Consider the following 24,312-nt stretch of genomic DNA (forward strand, 5'->3'; position numbering starts at 1 on the left):
AAAAACGGACATTGGAATTAAGTGATCGCAATCAACGCAACTCAAAGTCGATATGTAGCGCAGGCAAATTTCGTAAGATAAAGCTCATTTCAGCCTCGGGCTCTGGCCTACCCTCCGACAAGCGGAAGTTTTTGCCATGTTGCAATAGAGCAGACCAACCCAGGGTTAACTCTTGCCGTGATAACGGTGCACCGATGCACGCATGGACGCCGCCTCCAAATGCAAAATGGGCGCCGGCCTTTTTGCGATGCAGGTCGCAGCTATCTGCATCATCGAATTTGCGTTCATCACGATTGGCCGAGCCATAGCGAAGGAAGACAATATCTCCGGCCTTTAGCGCATAATCTTCTATTTGTGTATCTTTGGTAACAAGTCTCGGGAGTCCTTGAACCGGCGCTTCCAAACGCAAAGCTTCTTCCACAAATGTATCCAGTAATTTGGGATTGGATGCTATCTGATCTTCGATTTCAGGGTTTTTGCAAAGCAGTAACATAGCCCATCCAAAGGCACTGGTCGTTGTTTCATGCCCGGCAACCAGAAACTGGCCAAGTATGCTAAGCGTCTCTCCATGTTCGAGATAGCGATTTTCATCTTCCAGTTTTGAATTTGCGAGAATGGATATCATATCTTCGGTTGGCGTGCTCCGGCGTTCTTCGATCAATCGAACCAAAAGGCCTTGGAGATCAACAGCTGTCTTTGCACGTTCGATCATTTGATCGCCGGTCAGAGGTGTCAGACGCAGTCCACTGGCCGCCGCCGTCGCGCCCCGATTGAACAGCGGCACATCATCTTCGGGTATGCCAAGTCGTTGGCCGATGACTTTTAACGGAATAGGTGCAGCAAAACTCTCTACAAACTCGACCGAATCCCTATTGCCAAGAGAGACGATCGTTTCATCAACAACCGCTCGAACAGCTGCTTCGGATTTCCGTGTTTCCTTAGCCGTAAACAGCGCACTGACGAGGGAGCGATAACGGGTATGTCCTGGTTCATCCAGGGTCAGCATCGTCGGAACGGGCGGAATAATCTGCTTTTCAAGATGTTCAAGTTCACTGCGAACCGCTGGAGAAGCTGATGCGATACCCGCGGCCCGTAACCGATCAAAAAAAGCTGCATATTCACTTGAGAATGTTTTTGTATCCCTGATTATCTCTCGAATAACTTCGTATCGTGTCGCTACATGCACATTCATTTCAGGAACATAATGCAAGGCCGGACCGCCCCTGAGTTCCCGATAAGCATCATACGGATCGATTAGAACTGCGGGCTCGAAGATGTTGATGGTTGATTGTGATGGCACAAATATTTTCCTTTTCAAGCAATCAAAACGTTTTGATTGCTCCGAGAATTAATGGTGTAAGCCTATTCGGACAACTAACACATCAACGAAGAATTCAAATTAGCGCCGTGCTGTATCGCGCTCAAAAAAGACATTGGAACTTGCCTTTAACATCCATCTCGGTGCAGTGAAGCACCATGACATTAAAAGCTGACGTTTTCTGGTCCTTCCGCTCGCCCTATAGTTATCTCGCTACGCGACGTTATGTCGCACTAACACAGGAATTTGATCTAAAAATAAACCAACGGTTTGTTTATCCTCTCGCGATCCGTGAGCCAGATTTTTTTGAGAAAAGTCACCCCAATTGGATAGGTTATACTTTTCGTGATATTTTTCGTGTTGCCCAATATATGGATATTCCAATGGCACCGCCAAATCCCGATCCTATCGTTCAGGATATTGCAACCCGGAAAATTTCTGACGATCAGCCGCATATCTTTTTGTTAACGCGCATGGGACAGGCTGCAGCCCGTCGAGGGAAGGGGTTGGAATTTGCCGATCAAGTTTCTCAACTGATTTGGGGCGGTGTCGCTGGCTGGAATGAAGGTGATCATTTGGAACAAGCGGCGAAACGCGCTGGCCTTGACCTATCTGAATTGCGCAAAGAAGCCGAAGCTGACCCCGCCGGATTAGACGGTGAAATCGCCGGAAATCAAGACGCTCTTGAGGCGGCGGGTCATTGGGGCGTCCCGACCTTGGTGTTTGAAGGGGAACCCTTTTTTGGTCAAGACCGAGTAGAAATAGCAATATGGCGGATGCAGCAAAAGGGTCTGAAAGAACGGTGACCGGCGGCTGCCAATGTGGTGCGATACGCTATTCCGTCGGTGTCGCATTGCCGCCTGCATATGCATGTCATTGTGGTGAATGCAAAAAGCAAAGTGCCAGCGCCTTTTCTATGTCCATTCCGATGTATTTCGACATGTTAGACGTGACGGGCAGTCCAAAAGTCTACGAAAGCAAAGCCTTTAGTGGGCGCCCTAAATACAACTTTTTTTGCGGTGATTGTGGTACGAGATTATGGCACAGCGGAACCAATCCACCGACAGCTATTACCCTGAAAGTGGGGACGTTGGATCAAGGGGCCGACATTGCTCCGGTTGAACATTTATGGGTATCACAGAAGCAAGCGGGTATCATGCTTGATCCGAAAACCGTGCAGCATCAAACGCAACCGGATGATGTGATTGCTTGGCGCAAGAAATTGGAACAATGACTGTGGATGTAGCGAGCTGGGACTTTTCGTCTTTTGATGGCGTAAATCTGAGAATTCACGAAACAGGGCAGGGACGCGCTGTCATTTTGCTCCATGGATTGTTTTCGAATGCCGAGACCAATTGGATCAAATTTGGTCATGCGAAATATCTGGCTGATGCCGGCTTTAGGGTGATCATGCCAGATCTACGCGCGCACGGACAAAGTGAAGCGCCGCATGATGCCGATGCTTATCCCAACGACATATTGATCAAAGATGCTTTGGCGCTGATCGATCATTTGGATCTCACGGATTATGATCTTGGCGGATTTTCCCTTGGCGCGCGCACGTCAGCAAAGTTGCTCACCCAAAACATACAAGCGAAAAAAGCGATATTGGCGGGGATGGGCATGGAAGGGCTCGCCGGATGGGATCGCCGGCAGGATTTTTTCTTGAAAGCTATTGAATTGCGCAAAACAGCCAAACGTGGTGACCCACATTGGATGGCAATACAATTTATGAAAAGCCAGAAGATTGATCCCGTCGCAGCAGCGCTTTTGCTGCAAACATTTTCAGACATGTCTTCTAGCGATATTGGAGTTATTTCGACACCGACATTAGTGCTTTGCGGATCAGAAGATCGAGATAATGGCGATCCGGTTGCTTTGGCCAATCAGCTGATCAATGGGCAACATGTTTCCATTCCCGGTACCCATATGAGCAGCGTGACCAAAGCAGAGATGGGACAAGAGATGCTAAAGTTTTTGAACGATTAACAAACAGGGAGAGGCAAAATGCCGGGATATATGACGTGGCGAAATTTTTGGATTTTCTGGCTAAGCGGTTTCTCTATTTTCCTGCTGGTCGTGGTGACCAGCGGTCCGTTAATCACCGATGTAGCACCTCAAGGCATTTTGGATCATCAAAGCGCCGCAACCGGGCAGCGAGTCGATGCCATTCAGCAAAGTTGGGCCGCAGCGGGCCAATTAAATTATGCCAAATGGTCGATGATTGGCGATTTGGTCTTTATCGGTCTGTATGCGATCGGAGGCATTATTGGCGGGCGACTATTATGGCAAGAAGCAGAGTCGCCCTCGCTGAAAAAATTGGGCCTATTTTTGGTCCTGATCTATTTTGCCTTCGGTCTATTTGATTATATTGAAACAATCAGCCAGTTCATTCAACTTTCGCAGCAACAAGGGAGCGATATGCTGGCCGGGATTGCCGCCTTTGCGCAACCGCCAAAAATAGCGACTTGGATCATTGGTACAGGCGGGATCATTATAGCTTTAATCTGGCGTCACCGGGAACGCCGCGCTTGACCCGTATCGGATAAAGTTTCAGTTTGAACCAAATTCAAAATAGAGGATCGCCCATGAAAACAGCCGCTTCGATCATCGCACTCGCTGGGATCACCCTGAGTGCACCCGTCCACGCTAAACATCATGAAGGAGAAAGTGGGCAGGATATTGCTAAGCCGACGGCAACCGATGCTAAGAAATTTGTCGAGGAGACGGAAAAAAAGGCGTTTGATTTTTCGGTTGATGCGGCCCGAATTTATTGGATTAACTCGACTTATATAAATGACGACACAGATGCGTTGGCGGCAAAAGTTGGAGCTCAAGGAACCACTATGTCCGTGCAGGCGGCTATAGATGCTGCCAAATATAAGGACGTTGCCGGACTAGATGCGGAAACCACACGTAAACTCAACAAATTGCGCGGAGGTATTGTGCTGCCCGCGCCAACGACGGACGGGGCAGCGACGGAGTTAAATACCATCGCAACCAAGCTAAACTCTTCTTACGGGAAGGGAAAAGGCACGCTGAACGGAAAAGAGATAAACGGTTCCGACATCGAAGCGGCAATGGGTACCAATCGCAACCCGGATGAACTGTCTGAAATGTGGGACAGCTGGCACAGCAAAGTCGGCGCGCCGATGAAGGACGACTATGCTCGCATGGTCGAAATCGCGAATGCCGGTGCGAAGGAGCTTGGTTTTTCAGATGTCGGAGCGATGTGGCGGTCAGGCTATGATATGCCGGCTGATGATTTCGCACAGTTAACCGACAAATTGTGGAGCCAAGTGAAGCCACTTTATGATGAGCTCCATTGCTATACGCGTGACAAGCTTAACGCACAATATGGGGACGAGGTTCAGGCCAAAACCGGAGCAATACGGGCAGATTTACTCGGTAATATGTGGGCGCAAGAATGGGGTAATATCTATGATATTGTGGCGCCGGAAGGGGCCGGTGATATTGGTTTTGATACGACAAAACTCCTCAATGCCAAAGGCTATGACGCGCTAAAAATGGTGAAGGCAGGCGAGGGTTTCTTCTCGTCTCTTGGTTTCGAACCTTTGCCACAGAGTTTTTGGGATCGGTCGCAATTCACCAAACCGGCGGACCGAGAAGTTGTCTGTCATGCTAGTGCCTGGAATATCGATAATGTCGATGATATCCGCATCAAAATGTGCATCAAAGTGAATGGCGATGATTTTGTCACCATTCATCATGAGCTTGGCCATAACTATTATCAGCGTGCCTATAACCAGAAGAGCTATCTGCATCTTGATGGCGCCAATGATGGTTTTCATGAAGCGATCGGAGACATGATTGCCTTGTCCATCACGCCGGAATATCTGGTGCAAGTTGGGCTACTGGAGTCCGATAAAGTGCCTAGCGCGGATAAGGATGTTGGTCTGTTATTGCGCCAAGCGATGGACAAAGTAGCGTTCTTGCCCTTTGGTTTGTTGGTCGATAAATGGCGCTGGCAGGTCTTTTCCGGAGACATTAAACCAGCGGATTATACTCAGGCTTGGCATGAACTGAAGCGTCAATATCAGGGAATCACGCCGCCCGTCGAACGGCCAGCTGACGCTTTTGATCCGGGTGCAAAATATCATATTCCTGGAAACACGCCCTATTCACGCTATTTCCTTGCGCGTATCTTGCAGTTTCAATTTTATAAGGCGGCTTGCGATGCCGCTGGCTGGGAAGGGTCGCTGCACCGATGTTCTTTCTATGGCAACAAAGAAGTAGGGACGCGTCTAAATGCAATGTTGGAACTGGGGGCGTCTAAGCCGTGGCCGGACGCGCTCGAAGCATTTACCGGCACACGTGAAATGGATGGATCCGCAATGATCAGCTATTTTCAACCGCTTATGAACTGGCTCCAGGAAGAAAACAAAGGCAAAGCCTGCGGTTGGTAGGCAATAAAAAACCGGCGAGACAAAGCTTCCCTCGCCAGTTTTTATAAAAGGGTTTAAGTTTAAAGTTGATCGAGCATATAATCTGCAGCGCTCACCTTAAAGTCACCGGGCGCTTCAACATTAAGCTCTTCAACGACGCCGTCATTGATGATCATTGAAAACCGTTGGCCGCGGGTGCCGAGGCCAAATCCAGAGCCGTCCATTTCCAACCCGACCGCTTTGGCAAAATCGCCATTGCCATCGGCGAGCATGGTAACATCTTCTGAGCCGGAATCTTTGTTCCAGGCACCCAGAACAAATGCGTCATTGACCGCCGTGCAGGCAATTTCATCGACGCCTTTTGCTTTCAATTCGGCCGCCTTTTCAACATATCCAGGCAAATGTTTTGCGGAACAAGTTGGCGTATAGGCGCCAGGTACTGAGAAAAGGGCCACTTTTTTACCGGCAAAATATTCCGATGCGCTGACTTGCTCGGGTCCTGCTTCGGTCGCTTTCACCAAATTTACCTCAGGTATTTTATCGCCTTTGTTGATCATGTTCGCATTCCTTTGTGAAATTATGAGACGGTTTGAAACTTCTCTCCTTTAGTGGTGACAGGAAGGACAAATTGCAAGCAGTGTAATGACAATGCTCCATTTATCGAATTTGTCATGCGCATTATCGCTCTAGTTGCTTATAAGGGTGCCATGGACCATCCATTATATTTTTCCGGTCAATTTTTACTATCCACACCCGGTATGGCTGATCCCCGCTTTTCGCGTTCGATCATCGCTCTTTGTTCGCATGATGAAAACGGTGCTCTAGGCATAAATATCGGTGAAATATCACAGGACATAAGCTTTCACGGTATTTTGGATCAGTTTGATATCGGCACGGAATCTTTGCCTGATCGCGATGTATATGTCGGCGGGCCGGTAGAAGGCCATCGCGGTTTCATTCTGCACAGCCTGGATTTTAATCTATCGGACACATTGCAAGTAGGCAATCGCTGGGGACTGAGCAGTTCTCTTGATATTTTGGGTGCGATTGCCAAAAATCGTGGACCGGAAAAATGGATATCCGCACTGGGTTATTCCGGTTGGGGAGCCGGGCAGTTGGAGCAAGAATTAACGCAAAATGGATGGTCCCTGACACCAGGCGAACCGGATTGGCTTTACGAAACTCAGGCAAAAGACAAATGGGAAATGGCTTGGCACTCGCAAGGCATAGATCCCAGCAAGTTGTCCGGCCAATTTGGTAGCGCTTGAATCGTTCGCCTTTGTCATAAAGATACATAATTGACCATTATTGTCTAATAATATTATAAATATAAAGACATCTTTATATTTGCTTCTAAAGCCCGAAAACGCTAGAGAGCCTCCCATAGAAATGCCGTTCCCTCGTGCGGTATTTGTCTTTCAAGGAGAATGAATGTGGCGACTGCAGCAGATACCGCTAACCAAGATTATATCATCAAGGATATTTCCCTTGCTGATTTTGGGCGCAAAGAAATTGAAATTGCCGAAACCGAAATGCCAGGTCTTATGGCCCTGCGCGAAGAATTTGGTGCAGAGCAGCCATTGAAAGGGGCTCGTATCACGGGTTCTTTACATATGACCATTCAAACAGCTGTGTTGATCGAAACATTATTGGCCTTGGGCGCCACGGTGCGTTGGGCATCTTGCAACATCTATTCTACCCAAGATCATGCCGCGGCTGCCATTGCCGCCGGCGGCACGCCAGTTTTTGCCATTAAAGGCGAGACTTTGGAAGAATATTGGGCCTATGTTGAGCGGATTTTCGACTGGGGCCAAGATGAAACTTGTAACCTGATCCTCGATGATGGTGGCGACGCGACCATGTTTGCGCTTTGGGGTGCTCGGGTTGAAGCAGGAGAAGAGCTGTTCACTCCTGAAAATGAAGAAGAAGAAGTTTTTGTAGCAACCTTGACGCGCTTTTTGGCAGAGCGCCCCGGTTACCTAACCAAGACGGTCGAAACAATTAAAGGCGTATCTGAAGAAACCACAACCGGTGTTCACCGCCTTTATGATCTTGCTAAGCAAGGCAAACTGCCTTTCCCCGCGATCAATGTGAATGACAGTGTTACCAAGTCCAAATTCGACAATCTATACGGTTGTAAGGAATCCTTGGTGGACGCGGTGCGGCGCGCAACTGACGTAATGTTGGCTGGTAAAGTCGCCTGTGTTGCTGGATTTGGCGACGTTGGTAAGGGATCAGCCGATTCCTTGCGCAATGGTGGTGCACGCGTCATCGTTACCGAAGTCGATCCAATTTGCGCGCTTCAAGCCTCTATGGAAGGTTATGAAGTCGTAACCATGGAAGAAGCGACACAACGCGCTGATATTTTTGTGACCGCTACCGGCAATAAAGACGTGATCACGGTCGATCATATGCGGGATATGAAAGATCGTGCTATTGTCTGTAATATCGGTCACTTTGACAGCGAAATTCAGATTGCTGGCCTGCAAAATATGAAATGGACCGAAATCAAGCCGCAGGTGGATGAAGTTGAATTCCCTGATGGCAAGAAATTGATCATTCTCGCGCAAGGCCGCCTGGTTAACCTCGGCTGCGCAACGGGTCACCCGAGTTTTGTGATGTCAGCCAGCTTTACCAACCAGGTCATGGCTCAGATTGAACTGTGGCTCCGCCCAGAACAATATAAGAATGATGTTTATGTTCTGCCCAAGCATCTTGATGAGAAAGTTGCGGAATTGCACCTCAACAAATTGGGCGTGAAATTGACCAAATTGTCTGATGAGCAAGCTGAATATATCGGCGTTGCGCCAGAAGGTCCGTTTAAACCGGATCACTATCGCTATTAAGCAATTTAATGCCGGATGGGCTGTAAGAAACAGTCCATCCGGTTCTAAATTTAATTGGCGGTAAAGCGAATTTTCTTTTTGCCTGGTTTTTTAGGAAAAACGGGCCATTTATTTTGCGACAGACTACGCAAGCTCGCGGATTTTATCCCGGCCTGTTTCTCATACATCCAATAGTTCCGCAAAATGATCGAAACATATCCCCGCGTTTCGACATAAGGGATGCTCTCCATGTAGAGCAAGGGATCGCCATTATCTTTTATCTCACTATTCCAGCGTTGGACCGATCCGGGACCAGCATTATAGGCCGCTGCCACCTTCGGTAATTTGCCGTCAGTAATCGATGAGTCGCTGAGATATTCGAGATAGGATTGACCATATTCCAAATTGGTTGATGGCTTGAACAATTGCGCTTTTTGAAAAGACTGGCCATTGGCACGAGCGATATCACCGGCTGTGCCAGGACGAACTTGCATCAATCCAATCGCATTGGCGGGGCTCACCGCTTTGCTGCGAAACGCGGATTCTTGTAGAGTATGTGCATAGACCAAAGCGGGATCGACACGCCAACCGCCATCGGGCTTCCATTTTGGCGCAGGGAACCGTGCCTGCGCATCAGGTTTAAAACCCCGCGGTGCGTGATGGGCAAGCCATAATTGGGTGCGTGGAAGATTGAGTTCGCGTGATAATTTCAATAGCGCGGCATGATCATTGGAATTTCCAATGCGTGCCTGATGACGCAAGACTTCGTCCGCTAGCGTTTCTTCTCCGATTTCTACCAGAGCAATAGCTGCTTTGACATTTTCATGGCGCTTGAGCGTTTTCCAGTCGCCTTTCGCAAATTCCGCCTTTGCTTTCATCTTGGTGATATCCATACCAAGGGTTTGCGCGGAAAGAAGTCCATAAAAACTGTCGCTGTTTTTCGCCGCAGTTTGCAATTTGCCTTGTGCTTTTTGAGGTTGACCGCAAACAACATCTGCGCGGGCGCTCCAATATAGACCGGCGGCTCGGAAACCGGCATCGCCAGCGCGCCGCCCTACATTTTCAAAAGCCTTTGTTGCTGTTTGGCAGTCATTGAGGCGCCAGGAAGATAGGCCGGCCACCCAGTCGGCATGCACCACCCAGGGACCGCTGCCTTGCTGGGCTATTTTTGCTACACGCTGTGCAGAAACATCGTCATTTTCAATATAATAGGACCAAGCGACACGCTGTTCTAATTCGGTGCGCGCATCAGAAGATAAGATATTGTCGGTTTCTTGCAGTAAGGTTTCTGCAGATTGCGGACTGTCATTTTTTATAAATCCGAGGATGCGGCCGCGAATGGCATTGGCGCCATTGTCTGAATTGATCGCTTTCGGCTTTTTACGAACCGGTAGGCCCGGGACGTAAGACAGGCTTTTTCGTTGCGGCAATTCGGGCAGCAGCTGAGCGCCTCTTTTTTGCGCTAACCGACCGAGTTGTGCGGCCTGAGGAATATGCGGCGCTTCGTTTACTAGCACCAATAGCGGGCCCAATTCAGCGCGCGGCGAATTGGCAGCCAAGAAAAATTCTGCTTGTGCGATAGATTTGAGCGGGCCGCTAGGAGCATCAGCAATGAGATTTTTTGCAGTATCCCATTCATTTCCGCCCATCGCTTTGAAGATTGCGCGATAATGTTCCGATTGCTTGCGTTTCAATTGCGACGGGACATCTTTGGCAATGGAAGAGCTTTTGAAAAGGACTGCGCCGCTTTCTTTGGCAATTGCCGAGGTAGATACCATCGCAACAACTGCGGTGGCAGCAGCAAGCTTCAATTGAGAAGAAAACTGGTTGTTCATTTACTCGAAATCCTTGTCAGCAATTGCAAATCTTTCCACGCTTCCCCTTTAAACTCTGGTCTTTCGACCAAAATTCGCGGGTGGAAGGTCGCGATTGCCTCCGTTTTGGATGAAACATGGTTAACAAATTGTTTATTTTTGCGCGCTGAAAGCAAGTTCTCATCAAAAAGAAGATCCGAAGAGGTCTCACCAAACGCGATAATTCGCTCTGGTTGTACCAATGAAATGTGATGCAATAAGCGGTTTTTGAGATCAGTGCGATATTGCGGGGCTATCCGTCCATCATATGTGCGTCCGATGGCGATGGAAGCCGAATAGATTTTGTCCGAATCGCATCCGATCGCTTTCATCATATTGGAGAAGAGCGCCGCGCTTTGCGGAGAAAAACAACTACCGTCCGCTAAATCGCCCTGTTCAGGCATGCCAACGATAATCATGATTTCTGGCTTGAGCGGGCCGCAGGGTGCAATAAAATTTTTAGCCCATTGGGATTCAATCAAATTTTCCGAAACGGACAGCCAGCGGATAAATTGGTTATGATCATCGGGAAATTCTGATGGATTAAAGGTTTCTGATGGCGGTTTAACCGCATCAATTGGCTTGCTTTCCGTAGGGGCAATAGTGTCTGCTACTGCTGGGGAAGGAGCCTTAAAACTGTCGACTGGCTTTCGCAAAAGAGAAGTCGGCTCGGCGTTATAGTGCCAATCAACTCCAGCAAGATTCCACCATTGCTGGAGGCTTTCTATCTGAGCAGCAGATATTTTTTCAGGTGGTGCAGAGTTAGAAAAATTCATCTATCCATAGAGTCATGAGTTGACGAATTGGTCAATTGGCGGGCAAGCATGTTTCTGTCCAATGGGTTGCCGTTTGCGGTAGGGCGATTGTAAGGAAACATTATTGTGTGGGATACAGGAAAAATACGATGATTGAACGAGAATCTATGCCTTATGATGTGGTCGTTGTTGGTGGCGGACCAGCAGGACTAAGTGCAGCCATCCGGTTCAAGCAATTGGCCGATGAAGCGGGCAAGGATCTTTCTGTTTGTATTTTGGAAAAAGGATCCGAAATCGGCGCACATATTCTTTCTGGCGCGGTTGTTGATCCTAAGGCACTGGATGAATTGCTGCCTAAATGGCGCGATGAAGAATGTCCGATGGCCGCGGTTCCTGTGACCGACAATCAGCATTGGGTTCTGACCAAGAAGAAGAAATTCTCTATTCCGCATATTCTGACACCGCCCTTCATGCATAATAAGGGCACTTATACCGGTTCGTTGGGTAATTTGTGCAGATGGTTAGGCGAACGCGCTGAAAATATGGGTGTGGATATTTTTCCCGGATTTGCCGCTGCTGAGATATTATATAATGACGATGGTTCGGTAAAAGGCGTCGCGACGGGTGATATGGGCGTTGCGCGGGATGGCAGCCACAAGCCCGATTATCAACCCGGTCTTGAACTTCATGCAAAATATACTTTTTTTGCAGAGGGTGTAAGGGGACATTTAACAAAGATTCTCAAAGAGAAATTTGATTTGGCGGCGGATAGCGAACCTCAGATTTATGGTCTTGGTATCAAGGAATTATGGGATATTGATCCTGAAAATCACGTCCCGGGCCGGGTGATCCACAGCCAAGGCTGGCCGTTGGGTGAGGGCGCCAATGGAGGCGGTTTTCTCTATCATCAGGCCGACAATCAAGTCGCATTGGGTTTTGTGACGTGGCTTAACTATGAAAATCCTTATCTTTCTCCGTTTGAAGAAATGCAGCGCTGGAAGCAGCATCCTGAAATTCGTAAGATATTGGAAGGCGGCAAACGGATATCTTATGGCGCGCGCGCCATTAATGATGGCGGTTTCCAGTCTGTACCCAAACTATTCTTCCCTGGTGGCGCCTTAATTGGCTGTTCTGCCGGTTTTGTGAATGTGCCGCGGATTAAGGGCACGCATACTGCAATGAAAACCGGTATGATGGCCGCGGAGGCGGCGTTTGAGGCCGTATCGGCAGATCGCCAAAGCGATGAACTGGCTGCTTATGGCACAGCTTATGAGAATAGCTGGGTCCGTGAAGAGCTTAGAGTGGTCCGCAATGTCCTACCAGCCGCCGAAAAATATGGTGATTTCCTGGGTTCAATCATAGCTGGTTTCAATATGTGGGCTGAAAATTTCAAAATCAAAATGCCGTTCACGATGAAACATCATCCGGATCATACCCGGTTGAAACGCGCGGAACATTGCGAACCAATTGAATACCCAAAACCGGACGGGGTGATCAGTTTTGATCGCTTATCTTCGGTATTTTTGTCCAATACCAATCATGAAGAAGATCAACCGGTCCATTTGCAATTGAAAGATGATACAGTGCCGGTTGATGTGAATCTCCCGACTTTCGCTGGACCATCCCAGCGATATTGCCCGGCAGGGGTTTATGAATTTATCGAAGATGATGAAGGAAACCCCAAATTTCAGATCAACGCGCAAAATTGCGTGCATTGCAAAACCTGCGATATCAAAGACCCCAGTCAGAATATTAACTGGGTGGTTCCCGAAGGTGGTGGAGGTCCGAATTACCCGAACATGTAAGACCATTTTTGCTGGCCTCATAGCCGCAACGCTTTTTGGTAGCCCCGCCTATGCCAAAAGAGGCAGTGGTGCAGATATGCTCAACCGCTATGTCGAGGCTCGGCTAGCGGAATCGACAAAAAAGCCAGAAGCGGCAGCGGTTATTTATGCAGAGACATTAAAGGCCAGTCCTGACAATGCTTTGCTCGCTGGCAAAGCTTATGTAAAAGCGATTGAAGCCGGGGATTTTGCATTGGCGCTCAGGGCGGTTCGGACGCTGGAATTGCAGAATGCCCTGAACGTTGAAATGCCTTTGCTTTTATTCGCAGACGGGTTTGCACGCCGAGACTATAAGTCGGCTCAATTGGCATCTATACAATTAGAATCTTTGGATAATTTTAGCTTTATGTCGCCTTTGCTAGAGGCGTGGTTGAGTACGGCAATCAAACAAAGTCCCTTATCCGATCTTGCAAAAGCGAAGAAGAATAAGACCAGCGCCTACTATCATGAAGAACAACTGATTTTACACGCTTTGTCGCGTGGTCACGAAGCCGAAATCATGCAATTGATCAATGCGATGGTGGACCGCAACGAGGCGCGTATGGCCCCGGTCCGGATCCTTGTTGCGCGGCATTTTCTTGCGCAGAAAAATATGAAGCAAGCCGCGCAAATTTTGGAACAGAAGCGCACCGGCCCGGAAGCGAAAATGTTGCGCGAAATTCTAGCGGGCAATGGTAAAAAACTCGCCCAAAAGGTCACCCCACAAGTTGGTCTTGGATTTTTGCTGCAGCGTCTGGCTTCTGATCTTGGGGCACAAAGAGCCTATTTCCTTGGTCTCGTCGGTGCACAAACCGCCTATCGTATTTTTCCAGATAGCGACTATGGTCAACTAATTCTTGGTGAGGCTTATGCTCAAGCGGGCAATAACGGCGCCGCACGCGCCGAATTTGAAAAAATCCCCAGTGACAGTGCCTATGCGTTGCTTGCAAACAGCATGGAAGTAGCGCGATTTGTAGAAGACAAGGAATTTTCACAGGCTCAAGACAGGCTTGGTAAAGTGATTGATAAACGCCCGAATACACCAGAATTACACGCTTTATCGGGGCAGTTATTGCAAGCTAGTGGAGATTATAGTGCCGCAGCGCAAGCTTATAAAAAGGCCATTGCGCTGGCCGAAAAAAGCGATTTTTCCGATGCCCTTCTAGCCAATTACTGGCTTTCCTTAGGCAGTGCGCAAGAACGCGGTGGGCAATGGCCCGCGGGCCTCTCTTCGTTGAAAAAGGCCGATGCTTTACGACCCAATTCCGCCAGCATTTTAAACTATCTTGGCTACGCACAATTGGAACGGCGTGAAAATACCGAAGAAGCAATTTCGGCCATTCGCAAAGCGCATAAATTGCGTTCATCTTCTCCGGCTATTACCGATTCCTTGGGTTGGGCTTATTATGTGACTGGGGAACATGAAAAAGCAGTTGGTTATTTGGAACGAGCGCGGGTCGGGCAACCGCAAGACCCAACAATAAACGAACATCTCGGTGATGCCTATTGGTCGGTTGGTCGCAAATATGAAGCCCGTTATGCTTGGAAATCTGCCAAATTATTTGCCGATGCCGAAGATATGGGGCGCTTGACCAAGAAAATCGATCTGGGCCTTCAAGCAGATCTCGTCTCTCCTTAATGCCGGCAAGTCTAGAAGATAATGCAAGCCAAGAAATAGCATCGGCGAAAATAAACCTGGCTCTGCACGTCCGTAATCGGCTGACCAATGGTTATCACGCGTTAGAGACATTGTTTGCCTTTTTGGACTGCGGCGACAAGCTAAGCGTATCTGCGGGCGAGGGGTTTGCTTTGTCTATTCACGGGCCGTTTGGCGATGGTTTGAGTGCAGACGACAATCTGGTGACTAGAGCCGCACAGCTTTTGGCAGATCATGCCGGCATATCGGCTGATGCAACGTTACGATTGGAAAAACACTTGCCAGTGGCTTCGGGTATTGGTGGGGGATCAGCCGATGCCGCGGCGACATTAAGACTGCTTAATCGTTTTTGGAACACGGGCTATTCCTTGTTAGAATTGGGTGAGTTATCGGTAAAATTGGGTGCGGATGTGCCCGCTTGCCTACGCAATCGCATATGCTTGGGTGAAGGCATTGGCGATGATTTGCAAACAGTCTCAATCGGGTCTTTAGAGGGTGTTTATGGTTTGCTCGTTAACCCATTGCTGCCCCTTCTTACGGCCGATGTGTTTGCCGGTTGGGATGGTGTGGATCGGGGAGGCTTGACGAGCGATATCGTAAAGGAATTTGGTTTTAACGGTCGAAACGATCTCGAACAACCGGCTATTGCCTTGGTGCCTGTGATCGCGGATATCATAGCTGTGTTAGAGGAAACGGACCCTTTAATGTGCCGTATGTCGGGATCTGGAGCGACATGTTTTGGTCTTTACCCCAATCAACAAAAGGCAAAATTGGCGGAATATGTGATATTAGATCGTCTACCCGATATGTGGACAATGATCGGAGGCCTGCAATGACACAACCCTTTGAAATTCTAGGTGTCCCGCAAGAGCGCGGTGTCTTGATTGTCGTGGATCATGCTTCCAACCATGTTCCGGCTGATATCGATTTGGGCATTGCTCCGGAATTTTTGGACGATCATATCGCTTTTGATATTGGCACGGAAAATATCGCACGGATCATGGCTGAAGCCCCTGGATATTTAGCGATTACGGCGAAGATTTCGCGGCTTGTAGTTGATCTAAACCGTTATCCAGATGAAGATGGGGTAATTCCCATGCGAAGCGACGGCGTTGAAATAACCGGCAATCAAATTGATGCCCAAGCACGAAAAGCCCGTTTGGAGCGATTTTTTTATCCTTATCATGACCGTGTCGCAAAATTAATAAGGGACATTGATCCGGTACTCACTCTCTTTCTGCATAGCTTTACGCCCAAATTGCGTTCCGGACAGATGGATATGCGGCCATGGGAAGTCGGCGTGTTATATAATGAACAAGAAGCGGCTTCGCGTTTGGCGATCCAGTTTTTGGAACAAGAAGAATTAGTCGTCGGCGATCAATTGCCTTATTCGGGAAAAGATTTGCATGCCACAATGAAAAGACAGGCCGAAGATATTGGCAAAGCCTACACGGAAATCGAAATTCGGCAGGATTTAATTGCACATGAAACCGGTCAACGGCGTTTTGCGGAAATAATGTTACGAATATGCGATAAAATACGAACAGGGCTTGCGTGAACGGCGCAGTTTTGGAAGGAGGATCGAAACAATTTTCGACCTTTATTTCAGGACCTTTAAATGACCCGGACATTCGATAAATCCAAATTGCCCAGTCGTCATGTCAGTGTTGGCCCAGAGCGCGCGCCCCAGCGTAGCTATTATTATGCTATGGGGATGACCGAAGAAGATATTGCTAAGCCATTTGTGGGTATCGCCTCAGCCGGTAATGACAGTGCGCCGTGCAATACATTATTGGATTCCCAGGCCGATATGGCGCGAGAAGGTGTCATTCAAGCAGGCGGAACACCGCGCAGATTTAACACGATTACCGTTACCGATGGTATTGCCATGGGGCATCAAGGGATGAAATCCTCCTTGGTCTCACGCGAAGTAATCGCAGATTCGGTTGAAGTGAGTGTGCGCGGCCATTGTTACGATGGATTGGTCACTTATGCCGGATGCGACAAAAGCCTGCCCGGTATGATGATGGCGATGTTGCGGCTCAATGTGCCTTCTATTTTTGTTTATGGCGGTTCGATATTGCCCGGACGTTATCATGATGAAGATGTAACCGTGGTGGATGTTTTTGAAGCCGTGGGTCAGCACAGTGCCGGCAATTGCCCGTTGCAGGAATTGATCGAATTGGAAAAAGTAGCTTGTCCTGGACATGGTGCCTGTGGCGGTCAATTTACCGCAAACACCATGGCTTGTGTTGCCGAAGCAATTGGATTGTCCTTGCCCAACAGCAACATGGCGCCTGCGCCTTATGAAAGCCGTGATGATATGGCGGTAGCTGCTGGCCGGCAGGTTATGGATTTGATCGAACAAAATTTGCGCCCGCGTGACATTTGCACCCGCGAAGCCTTTGTAAATGCCGCCCGTATTGTTGCGGCTACCGGTGGATCGACCAATGCTGCGCTACATCTTCCGGCCATGGCCAGCGAGGCGGGCATTGATTTCGATCTTTTTGACGTTGCAGAAGCCTTTAAGTCGACGCCTTATTTGGCAGATCTAAAACCTGGTGGAAAATATGTTGCGAAAGACATGCACAATGCTGGCGGTGTCTATATGCTCATGAAAACCATGATGGAAAATGGATTGCTAAATGGGGATTGTATCACTGTTACCGGCAAGACTTTAGGCGAAAATATTGAAGAAATCACATGGAATGGCGACCAAAAGGTTATCTATGATGTGAAAAATGCCATTACCGAAACAGGTGGTGTCGTAGGCCTCAAAGGCTCTTTGGCTCCCGATGGCGCGATTGTGAAAGTCGCGGGCATGACCCGCCTCCAATTTCGGGGCCCCGCTCAGATATTCGAATGTGAAGAACATGCCTTTGAAGCCGTCGAAAAGCGCGAGATAAAAGAAGGCTCTGTGATCATCATTCGCAATGAAGGCCCTAAAGGTGGACCGGGTATGCGTGAAATGCTGGCAACAACGGCCGCACTTTATGGGCAAGGCATGGGTGAAAAAGTGGCTCTGATCACCGATGGGCGCTTTTCCGGAGCAACGCGTGGTTTTTGTATTGGCCATGTCGGACCAGAAGCGGCTGATGGCGGTCCCATTGGCCTGGTCGAGGATGGGGATATCATCAATATTGATGCAGGAGCTGGAATTATTGATCTGGAAGTGGACGAAAAAACATTGGCAGAACGCCGTTCACAATTTACGCCGCATGTGAATGATTATGGGGCAGGTGCATTATGGCGCTATGCTCAGAATGTCGGACCGGCTTATAAAGGGGCGGTCACTCATCCCGGAGCGAAAGCAGAAAAACATGTCTATGCGGATATTTAGCATCGGTGCGGCCTTATTATTGGTTACGGCTTGTGGAGAGCCGGACAATCAAGTTCTGGCAGAAGCAGAAGAAAATGCTGCGGCTCAGGCGGCAGATGACGGTCGGATCGAATGCGCGATCAATGGCGATAGTAGTTTTTCAAATGGTTGTCAGACCGAACGCTTGTCAGGTGAGGCGGGTGTGACCTTAATCGTCAGGCATCCCGATGGCGGCTTTCGTCGTTTCAATATTCTGACTGATGGCCGAGGTCTGGAAGCAGCCGATGGATCGGAACAGGCAAAGATTGAGATTGTCGAAGATGATAAAATATTGGTGAGCGTGGGCTCAGACAAATATATCATGCCGGCGCGGATGAAAGCTTCGGAATCCGCCAATACCGCTGACCAAGGCGAGCAGCCGGTACCGCAAGCGGGAAACTAAGCCTGCCATGCTCAACCAAGGGCATATACTGACCGCGTCCGAAACTCAGCAAGCGGAACAAATGCTTATCGATCAAGGGACATCAGTTGATCTACTGATGAATCGCGCCGGTTTGGGCGCCGCTGACTTAATTTGGCGCGCCGCGCCGGATTGGCCCACTATAGTTATTTGCGGTCCCGGCAATAATGGCGGTGATGGTTATGTCATAGCACAATCGTTGCGCAGCAAAGGTGCTTTCGTGACGGTAGCCGCCAGTAGCGAACCGACGACTGAGCCGGCAAGAAATGCCAAGGCGCTTTGGCAAGGAGAGACTGTTAGCTTAGCGGACGCCGAACCCGCGGCGCAATGCATCGATTGTTTGTTCGGGACCGGACTGAAAAGACCTCTATCCGGGGATTTGTTCACCCATTTTGAACATTTGTTGGGACGCGCCAAACGGCGGGTCGCGGTTGATCTTCCTAGCGGCGTAGATGCCGACAGTGGAGAATTGCTAAACCGCCTATTGTCCTATGATATGACCATTGCTTTGGGAGCTTATAAACCTGCCCATTTTCTGGGACCGGCACATGAAATTATCGGCATTTTAACCGGCGTTGATATTGGTATCGACAGCGTCTCGACTGTCTCCTGCCTGCAACGTCCGACTATCCAATTGCCCAAGGCTACCGATCATAAATATAGCCGCGCAATGGTCGGAATAGTCGCTGGTCCAATGCAGGGTGCCGCTAAAATGGCAGCTCTGGCTGCGCAGCTTTCCGGAGCAGGCTATGTAAAGATTTTTGCATCAGATGGGTTCGCTTCTCCCAATCAAAGTATCGTAACTGAACATCATACAGACTTCGATCAGCTCGCATCTAATTTATCTGATCCGAGGTTGGATATCATTGTCGTCGGGCCCGGTCTGGGACGCAATGATCAGGCACGGCGAATATTCGAATTTATTTTAGGCTTGGACAAGCCGCTGCTCCTTGATGCGGACGCTTTGATGCTGCTGGGAGAAGCGGCCGATAAACGTTTGACCCAGCGCAATCCTCCAACCTTGATTACGCCGCATTACGGTGAATTTAAGGCTATGCAGGGCGATGCCGAGGGAACTAAAATAGATCAAACACGATCCCTAGCGACGCGCTGCGATGCGGTTGTGCTGCACAAGGGAAGTGACACTGTAATTGCAGATCCCGCGGGCAATGTGGTTTTGACACCGCCAGCATCATCTTGGTTATCGACCGCGGGAACCGGGGATGTTCTTGCCGGAATGATAGCGGCCCGGTTTGCAGTCGAGCGGGATGGTTTTTTGGCGATGAAGCAAGGGCAATGGTTGCATAGCCGGGCTGCAAAGCTATCAGGACCAGCTTTCTCACCCGAGATACTGATTGATCATATCCCTAAAGCAATACAAGAGTGCTTATGAGCACCGAACTTGATCCGAATATTATAGTCCGCATTGCCGCAAAAGGTGATGGGGTGACGTCTGATGGGCGCCATGTGGCTTTTTCGGCGCCCCGTGATCGATTGAACGATGATGGCGGTTTGACCAAAGGCCCGCATCATATCGAGCCACCATGCCAGCATTTTAAAGCCTGTGGTGGCTGCAGCCTCCAACAACTGGATAGCGATAGTTATGTGCAATTTGTCAATGATCGCATCGCCTATGCGCTGGAAGGGCAGGGTTTAACAGCTGGCGTTTTGCACCCGCCCCAAATTTCCAATCCTAAAAGCCGGATCCGCGCCAGTCTACGGGGCGCGATGATGGGCAAATTGTTTAAACTTGGGTTTAGCGGCGCGGGCAGTCATCGGATTATTGATCTGCAACAATGCGAGATCATGCGCCCGGAACTTTTTGCGGTACTGGCGCCTTTACGTTCTTTCCTAAAATCGGTGGCCCGGCGCAAACATGACATGAATGTTGAGATGAGTCTCGCTGATCAAGGGGTCGATCTTTGCATAAAAAATTATGAACCAGAATCTTTGGAGCAACATGAACAGCTAGCGGCGTTCGCGAAAGAAAATAGATTGGCGCGGCTGTCATTGGACAATGGATATGGACCGGAAACACAATGGGAACCGGACCCGGTTACGGTCACATTTAACGGAATATCTGTCGCGCTGCCGCATAACAGCTTTCTGCAACCCACCGCCGAGGGGCATGCTTGTTTGATCAATGCTATGCGGGACAGTGTTGGCGATACAAAATTTGTCGCGGACCTATTCGCGGGTTTGGGAACCTTCACCTTTGCGCTCGCAGACCAGCAAAAAATATATGCAGCGGAAGGGTCACGGGATGCCGTGACCGCATTGAAAACAGCAGCTAACCGTTCCGGACGGCAGATTTTTGCGGAACATCGAGATTTGTTTCGGCGGCCATTAAGCCCGGAAGAATTAAACCGCTTCGGCGCAGTTATACTGGATCCACCCCGGGCGGGCGCGCGCGATCAGATCGCCCAATTGGCCCAGTCATCTGTGCCTAAAATCTGTTACATCAGTTGCAACCCATCGAGCTTTGCCCGTGATGCAAAACAGCTTTGTGAAGCGGGTTATATGTTGGATAGCGTGTGGCCAGTCGGACAATTTCTCTGGTCAACCCATGTCGAATTGGTTTCGAGTTTTTCAAAAACATAATCCGGCAAATTATGTATCGGACCAGTTCACACCTGCTTTTTTGCGCGTGTCTACCGTTAAATCAAAGACATCGGCGCGGGAATAATGTCCGTCAACATCCAGCGCGGCTTTGGCTTCTTTGCCGGCATCGAGATTAATTTTTGCGCTCAAAATCATTTCCCGATCTTCCGCTGCTGCTAGAATAGTGGCGTCAGGAGCAATGATCATGCTCTGCCCAAATTGTAACTGCGCATCCGGAATTTCGTGAAACAAGGCCTCGGCTTCGGCATGGCCGCCGACTTGCTGCAATCCGTCCAGCAAATCTTGACGATGGAGCAATGTCCCGGCCGCCAGGACATGACAGCCGCCTTCAAACGCATAATGGCGCGAAGCAATTTGATAGGTTTCCCGTGCAGTTGGCCAGGCTGCAATATGTACATCTTCTTGGAGATTATGCATGGCGGCACGAGCCAATGGCATCCAATGTTCCCAGCAGATCAGATTGCCAACGCGGCCCCAATCCGCCTGATGCACGTTTATGGTCGAGCCATCACCGCGATTCCAGATGAGCCGTTCACCATGGGTCGGCACCAATTTCCGGTGATTGAGTACAGGCAGATTTGGCCGGAACAACATTTGATTATTGTACAAGCTGGAGCGAAGTCGCTCGTGCGCGCCAAGCGAGATGCAAATCTGGCTTGTATCAACCAATTCCTGCAACGGTGCCAAACGGGGATCATTTTCGACAATTGCTTGGTCCATGAGGATACGATGCAATGCCTTGCTTCCGGGATGATCCCAAAGCGCGGCGCCTGGAGCCTCATCGAGCCAGATCGGATAGCCCCCCAGAAATGTTTCCCCAAAACCAATAAGCTTCGCGCCCTGATCGATAGCTTCGCGACATAGGGAAACAGTCTGTTCAATACCGCGGTCTATGCAAAGGGGGATTGGTGCCGCTTGAACAATAGCGACATTCAGGAATTGGGTCATAGGGGGCCGTTTCTGCTTAGTGGAACACCGCGATGGCAGCGTGTATGGCTAGGGCAATAATGCACAGGCTCGATGTTGCAAACAGCAAAAATCGGACCATGATTTTATTTATCGTGGCTTGAACAAGACTGTGCACCACCCTTAAGCCGACATAAGCCCAAGCGATGATCAAATTTAGTCCGTCTCCAGTTCCGATCATCGCCAATACCAGACATATGGCGTAGAATAGCGTTGGTTCGGTTAGCAGGTGATTGTAATTATGGGCCTTCCATTGCACTTCCGGCGGCAGCAGCGCATCGAGGCCGCCCGCAGTGGATTGTCGGCTTAGCTTGTCGGGATCGACCTCGGCTTTGCTCATAGCGGGAATGCGCGTTACATACATCCACAACCACATGATCATTGTCCACAGAATGAGCGCCACAACAGGCTGCAAAATTGCACTATTTTCCATTTAATTTTCCCCAGTTAAATCTAGAATAAAGTTGTCAGAAACGCGTTTACGGCCATGATGATCAGGCAGATTGTAGACGCTAAAAATAGCATGAACCGAACATTCACGAGATTGACAGTCACTTGCCAGATGCTGTGCACGATACGCAGGACGACATAGGTCCAGGCCAGCCAAAGGTTGAGTCCCGTGCCCGCCCCGGAAATCGCCAATATGACCACCGTTGCATAAAACAACGTCGGTTGTTCCATTAAATGGGTATAATTGTGTGATTTCCATGCAACTTTGTCGGGCATGGAGGGATCAATATCCGGTCCCCGTCCGCCGGGTTTTTCGGTGATATCAATGCCCAGTTTTTTGGCTGCAGGAAGCCGAGTAGACGCCATCCAGAACAACATGATCAATGACCAAATGACGAGTAAAGCAGCCGGAGCCAAAATTGCTGTGCTCATTATATCCTCCCATAGATGGCAGGAACCTGCGTTACATATTGTAAGTTGTCAATTTCAATTGCTTTGCGCTTTAGGCGCCGGGAAAAGAAACAATATTGTCACGATCCGTGCGGTCAAGGTTTTCGCCGACGTAAAGGCTTGCCATCGGCTCATCTCGCACGTCGTAATCATCCGTCGATCCATAGCCATTAAACTGGGTTCGCATGGCCGATCCATAAGCGCCCAGCATCCCTATTTCGATATAATCTCCGGCTTTGACCGTATCAGGTAAGAGAAATGGGCCGGCCATATGGTCCATATCGTCGCATGTTGGCCCGTAGAAGCTAAATTCCGTTGCCGCTGGAGCCTCGACATGGTCATTCAGCAATTGCACTGGAAAACGCCATCCTAAGTGCGCGGCATCGAACAAGCTGCCATAAGCGCCATCATTGATGTAGAGCTCGGTTCCGCGCCGCTGTTCAACCTTCACCACCAGTGAATTATATTCTGCAGCCAGAGCTCGGCCCGGTTCACACCAAAGTTCAGCTGAATAGCTGATCGGCAAATCTTCAAAATTCCGGTCAATCGCGCTGAAATAGTGATTTAGCGATGGCGGCGCCATGTCGGGATAGATAGACGGAAACCCGCCCCCAACATTGACAATATCAACGGTGACCGAGGCTTCAACAATCGCGGTCCGAACGCGCTCCAAGGCGTGCACATAAGCCAGCGGCGTCATTGCCTGACTGCCGACATGGAAACATATGCCCAGATTTTCAGCGGTCTGACGCGTGCGCATGAGTAAAGATTTGCTGTCATCAATATCAATGCCAAATTTCGTTGCTAGGCTGATTTGAGCAAATTCTGAAGCCACCTTTATGCGTACACATAAGGTCAGATCTTCTGCATTGGCGGTTGCGCGCTCAATTTTCTCTAACTCTTCTATGGAATCGAGAGAAAATACACGAACTCCATGGTCAAAATAGGCTTCACGAATTACCGCTTCCGATTTGATAGGGTGCATGAAACACAGCACGGCATCCGGCAAATGGCGGTGGACCACACGCACTTCATCAATGGACGCAACGTCATAATGGGTAACGCCTTCGCTGAACAATAGCTTCAGCAAAGCCGGTGCAGGATTGGCCTTGACCGCATAGAGCGACTTGCCGGGAAACCGGTCGACAAAATAACGGGCCGCGCGCCGCGCAGCGTGCGGGCGGTTCAGCAAAACTGGAATATCGGGGCAAAGAGCCTTGGTTAGCTCCTGCGCATCATGGAAATTGTGCAACTCAAGGGACCCCCTAGATTTTAAGATCGATTGAGCTGCCTTGCGGAATCACAAGTGGCCATGGGGCAGCGACGGGGGCTATATGCCCGGTTTTGCGCTCTGTAAAGTCTCAATCATCGAAAACAGCTTCTTTGACGATCAAAAATATCGTCACAC

General features: G+C 49.3%; 23 protein-coding genes. 15 read left to right on the forward strand and 8 right to left on the reverse strand.

The window, feature by feature from the left end:
• Nucleotides 1–31 precede the first annotated feature (31 nt).
• The gene (locus ABJU74_RS02285) at nucleotides 32–1,300 is read right to left on the reverse strand and encodes a cytochrome P450 (RefSeq protein WP_348382892.1); all 1,269 of its coding nucleotides are present in this window, start codon (nucleotides 1,298–1,300) and stop codon (nucleotides 32–34) included.
• 176 nt (nucleotides 1,301–1,476) lie between these two features.
• On the opposite strand from ABJU74_RS02285, the gene ABJU74_RS02290 reads away from it, so the two are divergent.
• From ABJU74_RS02290 to ABJU74_RS02310, 5 genes are read left to right on the forward strand one after another with little or no spacing between them, the layout of a single operon-like run.
• Nucleotides 1,477–2,124 carry a DsbA family protein gene (locus tag ABJU74_RS02290; protein ID WP_348382893.1) on the forward strand — a complete coding sequence of 216 codons (648 nt, stop codon included), beginning with the start codon at nucleotides 1,477–1,479 and terminating at the stop codon, nucleotides 2,122–2,124.
• A complete protein-coding gene (locus tag ABJU74_RS02295; RefSeq protein WP_348382894.1) occupies nucleotides 2,088–2,552 on the forward strand; it encodes a GFA family protein in 465 nt (154 codons plus the stop codon). The genes ABJU74_RS02290 and ABJU74_RS02295 overlap by 37 nt, the downstream gene beginning before the upstream one ends.
• The gene (locus ABJU74_RS02300; protein ID WP_348382895.1) at nucleotides 2,549–3,307 is read left to right on the forward strand and encodes an alpha/beta fold hydrolase; all 759 of its coding nucleotides are present in this window, start codon (nucleotides 2,549–2,551) and stop codon (nucleotides 3,305–3,307) included. The genes ABJU74_RS02295 and ABJU74_RS02300 overlap by 4 nt, the downstream gene beginning before the upstream one ends.
• Before the next feature lie 18 nt (nucleotides 3,308–3,325).
• Nucleotides 3,326–3,853, forward strand: coding sequence for a hypothetical protein (locus tag ABJU74_RS02305; protein ID WP_348382896.1), 528 nt, complete (start codon nucleotides 3,326–3,328; stop codon nucleotides 3,851–3,853).
• A gap of 53 nt (nucleotides 3,854–3,906) precedes the next feature.
• Nucleotides 3,907–5,745, forward strand: coding sequence for a M2 family metallopeptidase (locus ABJU74_RS02310; RefSeq protein WP_348382897.1), 1,839 nt, complete (start codon nucleotides 3,907–3,909; stop codon nucleotides 5,743–5,745).
• Between the two features lie 59 nt (nucleotides 5,746–5,804).
• Here the strand turns inward: ABJU74_RS02310 and ABJU74_RS02315 are convergent, their stop codons facing one another.
• A complete protein-coding gene (locus tag ABJU74_RS02315) occupies nucleotides 5,805–6,281 on the reverse strand; it encodes a peroxiredoxin (protein ID WP_348382898.1) in 477 nt (158 codons plus the stop codon).
• Between the two features lie 114 nt (nucleotides 6,282–6,395).
• On the opposite strand from ABJU74_RS02315, the gene ABJU74_RS02320 reads away from it, so the two are divergent.
• A complete protein-coding gene (locus tag ABJU74_RS02320; RefSeq protein WP_348422548.1) occupies nucleotides 6,396–6,992 on the forward strand; it encodes a YqgE/AlgH family protein in 597 nt (198 codons plus the stop codon).
• A gap of 159 nt (nucleotides 6,993–7,151) precedes the next feature.
• Nucleotides 7,152–8,570, forward strand: coding sequence for an adenosylhomocysteinase (ahcY, locus tag ABJU74_RS02325; RefSeq protein ID WP_348382900.1), 1,419 nt, complete (start codon nucleotides 7,152–7,154; stop codon nucleotides 8,568–8,570).
• Between the two features lie 50 nt (nucleotides 8,571–8,620).
• On the opposite strand, the gene ABJU74_RS02330 is transcribed toward ahcY, so the two are convergent.
• A complete protein-coding gene (locus ABJU74_RS02330; RefSeq protein ID WP_348382901.1) occupies nucleotides 8,621–10,384 on the reverse strand; it encodes a lytic transglycosylase domain-containing protein in 1,764 nt (587 codons plus the stop codon).
• Nucleotides 10,381–11,178, reverse strand: a complete 798-nt coding sequence (locus ABJU74_RS02335) for a uracil-DNA glycosylase family protein (protein ID WP_348382902.1) — start codon at nucleotides 11,176–11,178, stop codon at nucleotides 10,381–10,383. The genes ABJU74_RS02330 and ABJU74_RS02335 overlap by 4 nt, the downstream gene beginning before the upstream one ends.
• Nucleotides 11,179–11,306: 128 nt before the next feature.
• On the opposite strand from ABJU74_RS02335, the gene ABJU74_RS02340 reads away from it, so the two are divergent.
• Genes ABJU74_RS02340 through ABJU74_RS02375 form a run of 8 tightly spaced genes read left to right on the forward strand, consistent with a single transcriptional unit; the run spans nucleotide 11,307 to nucleotide 21,017 of the window.
• Nucleotides 11,307–12,962: an electron transfer flavoprotein-ubiquinone oxidoreductase gene (locus ABJU74_RS02340; RefSeq protein ID WP_348382903.1), complete on the forward strand. Its 1,656-nt coding sequence runs from the start codon at nucleotides 11,307–11,309 to the stop codon at nucleotides 12,960–12,962.
• On the forward strand, nucleotides 12,934–14,619 hold the full coding sequence (locus ABJU74_RS02345) for a tetratricopeptide repeat protein (RefSeq protein ID WP_348382904.1): 1,686 nt from the start codon (nucleotides 12,934–12,936) through the stop codon (nucleotides 14,617–14,619). Before ABJU74_RS02340 ends, ABJU74_RS02345 begins: the two co-directional genes overlap by 29 nt.
• Nucleotides 14,619–15,473 (forward strand): 4-(cytidine 5'-diphospho)-2-C-methyl-D-erythritol kinase, encoded by an 855-nt coding sequence (locus tag ABJU74_RS02350; RefSeq protein WP_348382905.1) that lies wholly within the window; start codon nucleotides 14,619–14,621, stop codon nucleotides 15,471–15,473. The genes ABJU74_RS02345 and ABJU74_RS02350 overlap by 1 nt, the downstream gene beginning before the upstream one ends.
• Nucleotides 15,470–16,195, forward strand: coding sequence for an N-formylglutamate amidohydrolase (locus ABJU74_RS02355; RefSeq protein ID WP_348382906.1), 726 nt, complete (start codon nucleotides 15,470–15,472; stop codon nucleotides 16,193–16,195). The genes ABJU74_RS02350 and ABJU74_RS02355 overlap by 4 nt, the downstream gene beginning before the upstream one ends.
• 60 nt (nucleotides 16,196–16,255) lie before the next feature.
• Nucleotides 16,256–17,977 (forward strand): dihydroxy-acid dehydratase, encoded by a 1,722-nt coding sequence (gene ilvD / locus ABJU74_RS02360; RefSeq protein WP_348382907.1) that lies wholly within the window; start codon nucleotides 16,256–16,258, stop codon nucleotides 17,975–17,977.
• Nucleotides 17,958–18,398: a hypothetical protein gene (locus ABJU74_RS02365; protein WP_348382908.1), complete on the forward strand. Its 441-nt coding sequence runs from the start codon at nucleotides 17,958–17,960 to the stop codon at nucleotides 18,396–18,398. Before ilvD ends, ABJU74_RS02365 begins: the two co-directional genes overlap by 20 nt.
• Before the next feature lie 7 nt (nucleotides 18,399–18,405).
• Nucleotides 18,406–19,809, forward strand: coding sequence for an NAD(P)H-hydrate dehydratase (locus ABJU74_RS02370; protein WP_348382909.1), 1,404 nt, complete (start codon nucleotides 18,406–18,408; stop codon nucleotides 19,807–19,809).
• Entirely contained in the window at nucleotides 19,806–21,017 is a 1,212-nt protein-coding gene (locus tag ABJU74_RS02375; protein WP_348382910.1) for a class I SAM-dependent RNA methyltransferase, read from the forward strand. Before ABJU74_RS02370 ends, ABJU74_RS02375 begins: the two co-directional genes overlap by 4 nt.
• Before the next feature lie 9 nt (nucleotides 21,018–21,026).
• On the opposite strand, the gene ABJU74_RS02380 is transcribed toward ABJU74_RS02375, so the two are convergent.
• From ABJU74_RS02380 to ABJU74_RS02395, 4 genes are all read right to left on the reverse strand, one after another.
• The gene (locus ABJU74_RS02380; protein WP_348382911.1) at nucleotides 21,027–21,986 is read right to left on the reverse strand and encodes a carbon-nitrogen hydrolase family protein; all 960 of its coding nucleotides are present in this window, start codon (nucleotides 21,984–21,986) and stop codon (nucleotides 21,027–21,029) included.
• Between the two features lie 16 nt (nucleotides 21,987–22,002).
• Nucleotides 22,003–22,437: an MAPEG family protein gene (locus ABJU74_RS02385; RefSeq protein ID WP_348382912.1), complete on the reverse strand. Its 435-nt coding sequence runs from the start codon at nucleotides 22,435–22,437 to the stop codon at nucleotides 22,003–22,005.
• Nucleotides 22,438–22,457: 20 nt separating this feature from the next.
• Nucleotides 22,458–22,886, reverse strand: coding sequence for an MAPEG family protein (locus tag ABJU74_RS02390; protein ID WP_348382913.1), 429 nt, complete (start codon nucleotides 22,884–22,886; stop codon nucleotides 22,458–22,460).
• A gap of 70 nt (nucleotides 22,887–22,956) precedes the next feature.
• Nucleotides 22,957–24,156, reverse strand: coding sequence for a type III PLP-dependent enzyme (locus tag ABJU74_RS02395; RefSeq protein ID WP_348382914.1), 1,200 nt, complete (start codon nucleotides 24,154–24,156; stop codon nucleotides 22,957–22,959).
• Between the last annotated feature and the right edge of the window lie 156 nt (nucleotides 24,157–24,312).

The organism is Parasphingorhabdus sp. (genome assembly GCF_039982415.1).
Classification (GTDB): Bacteria; Pseudomonadota; Alphaproteobacteria; order Sphingomonadales; family Sphingomonadaceae; genus Parasphingorhabdus.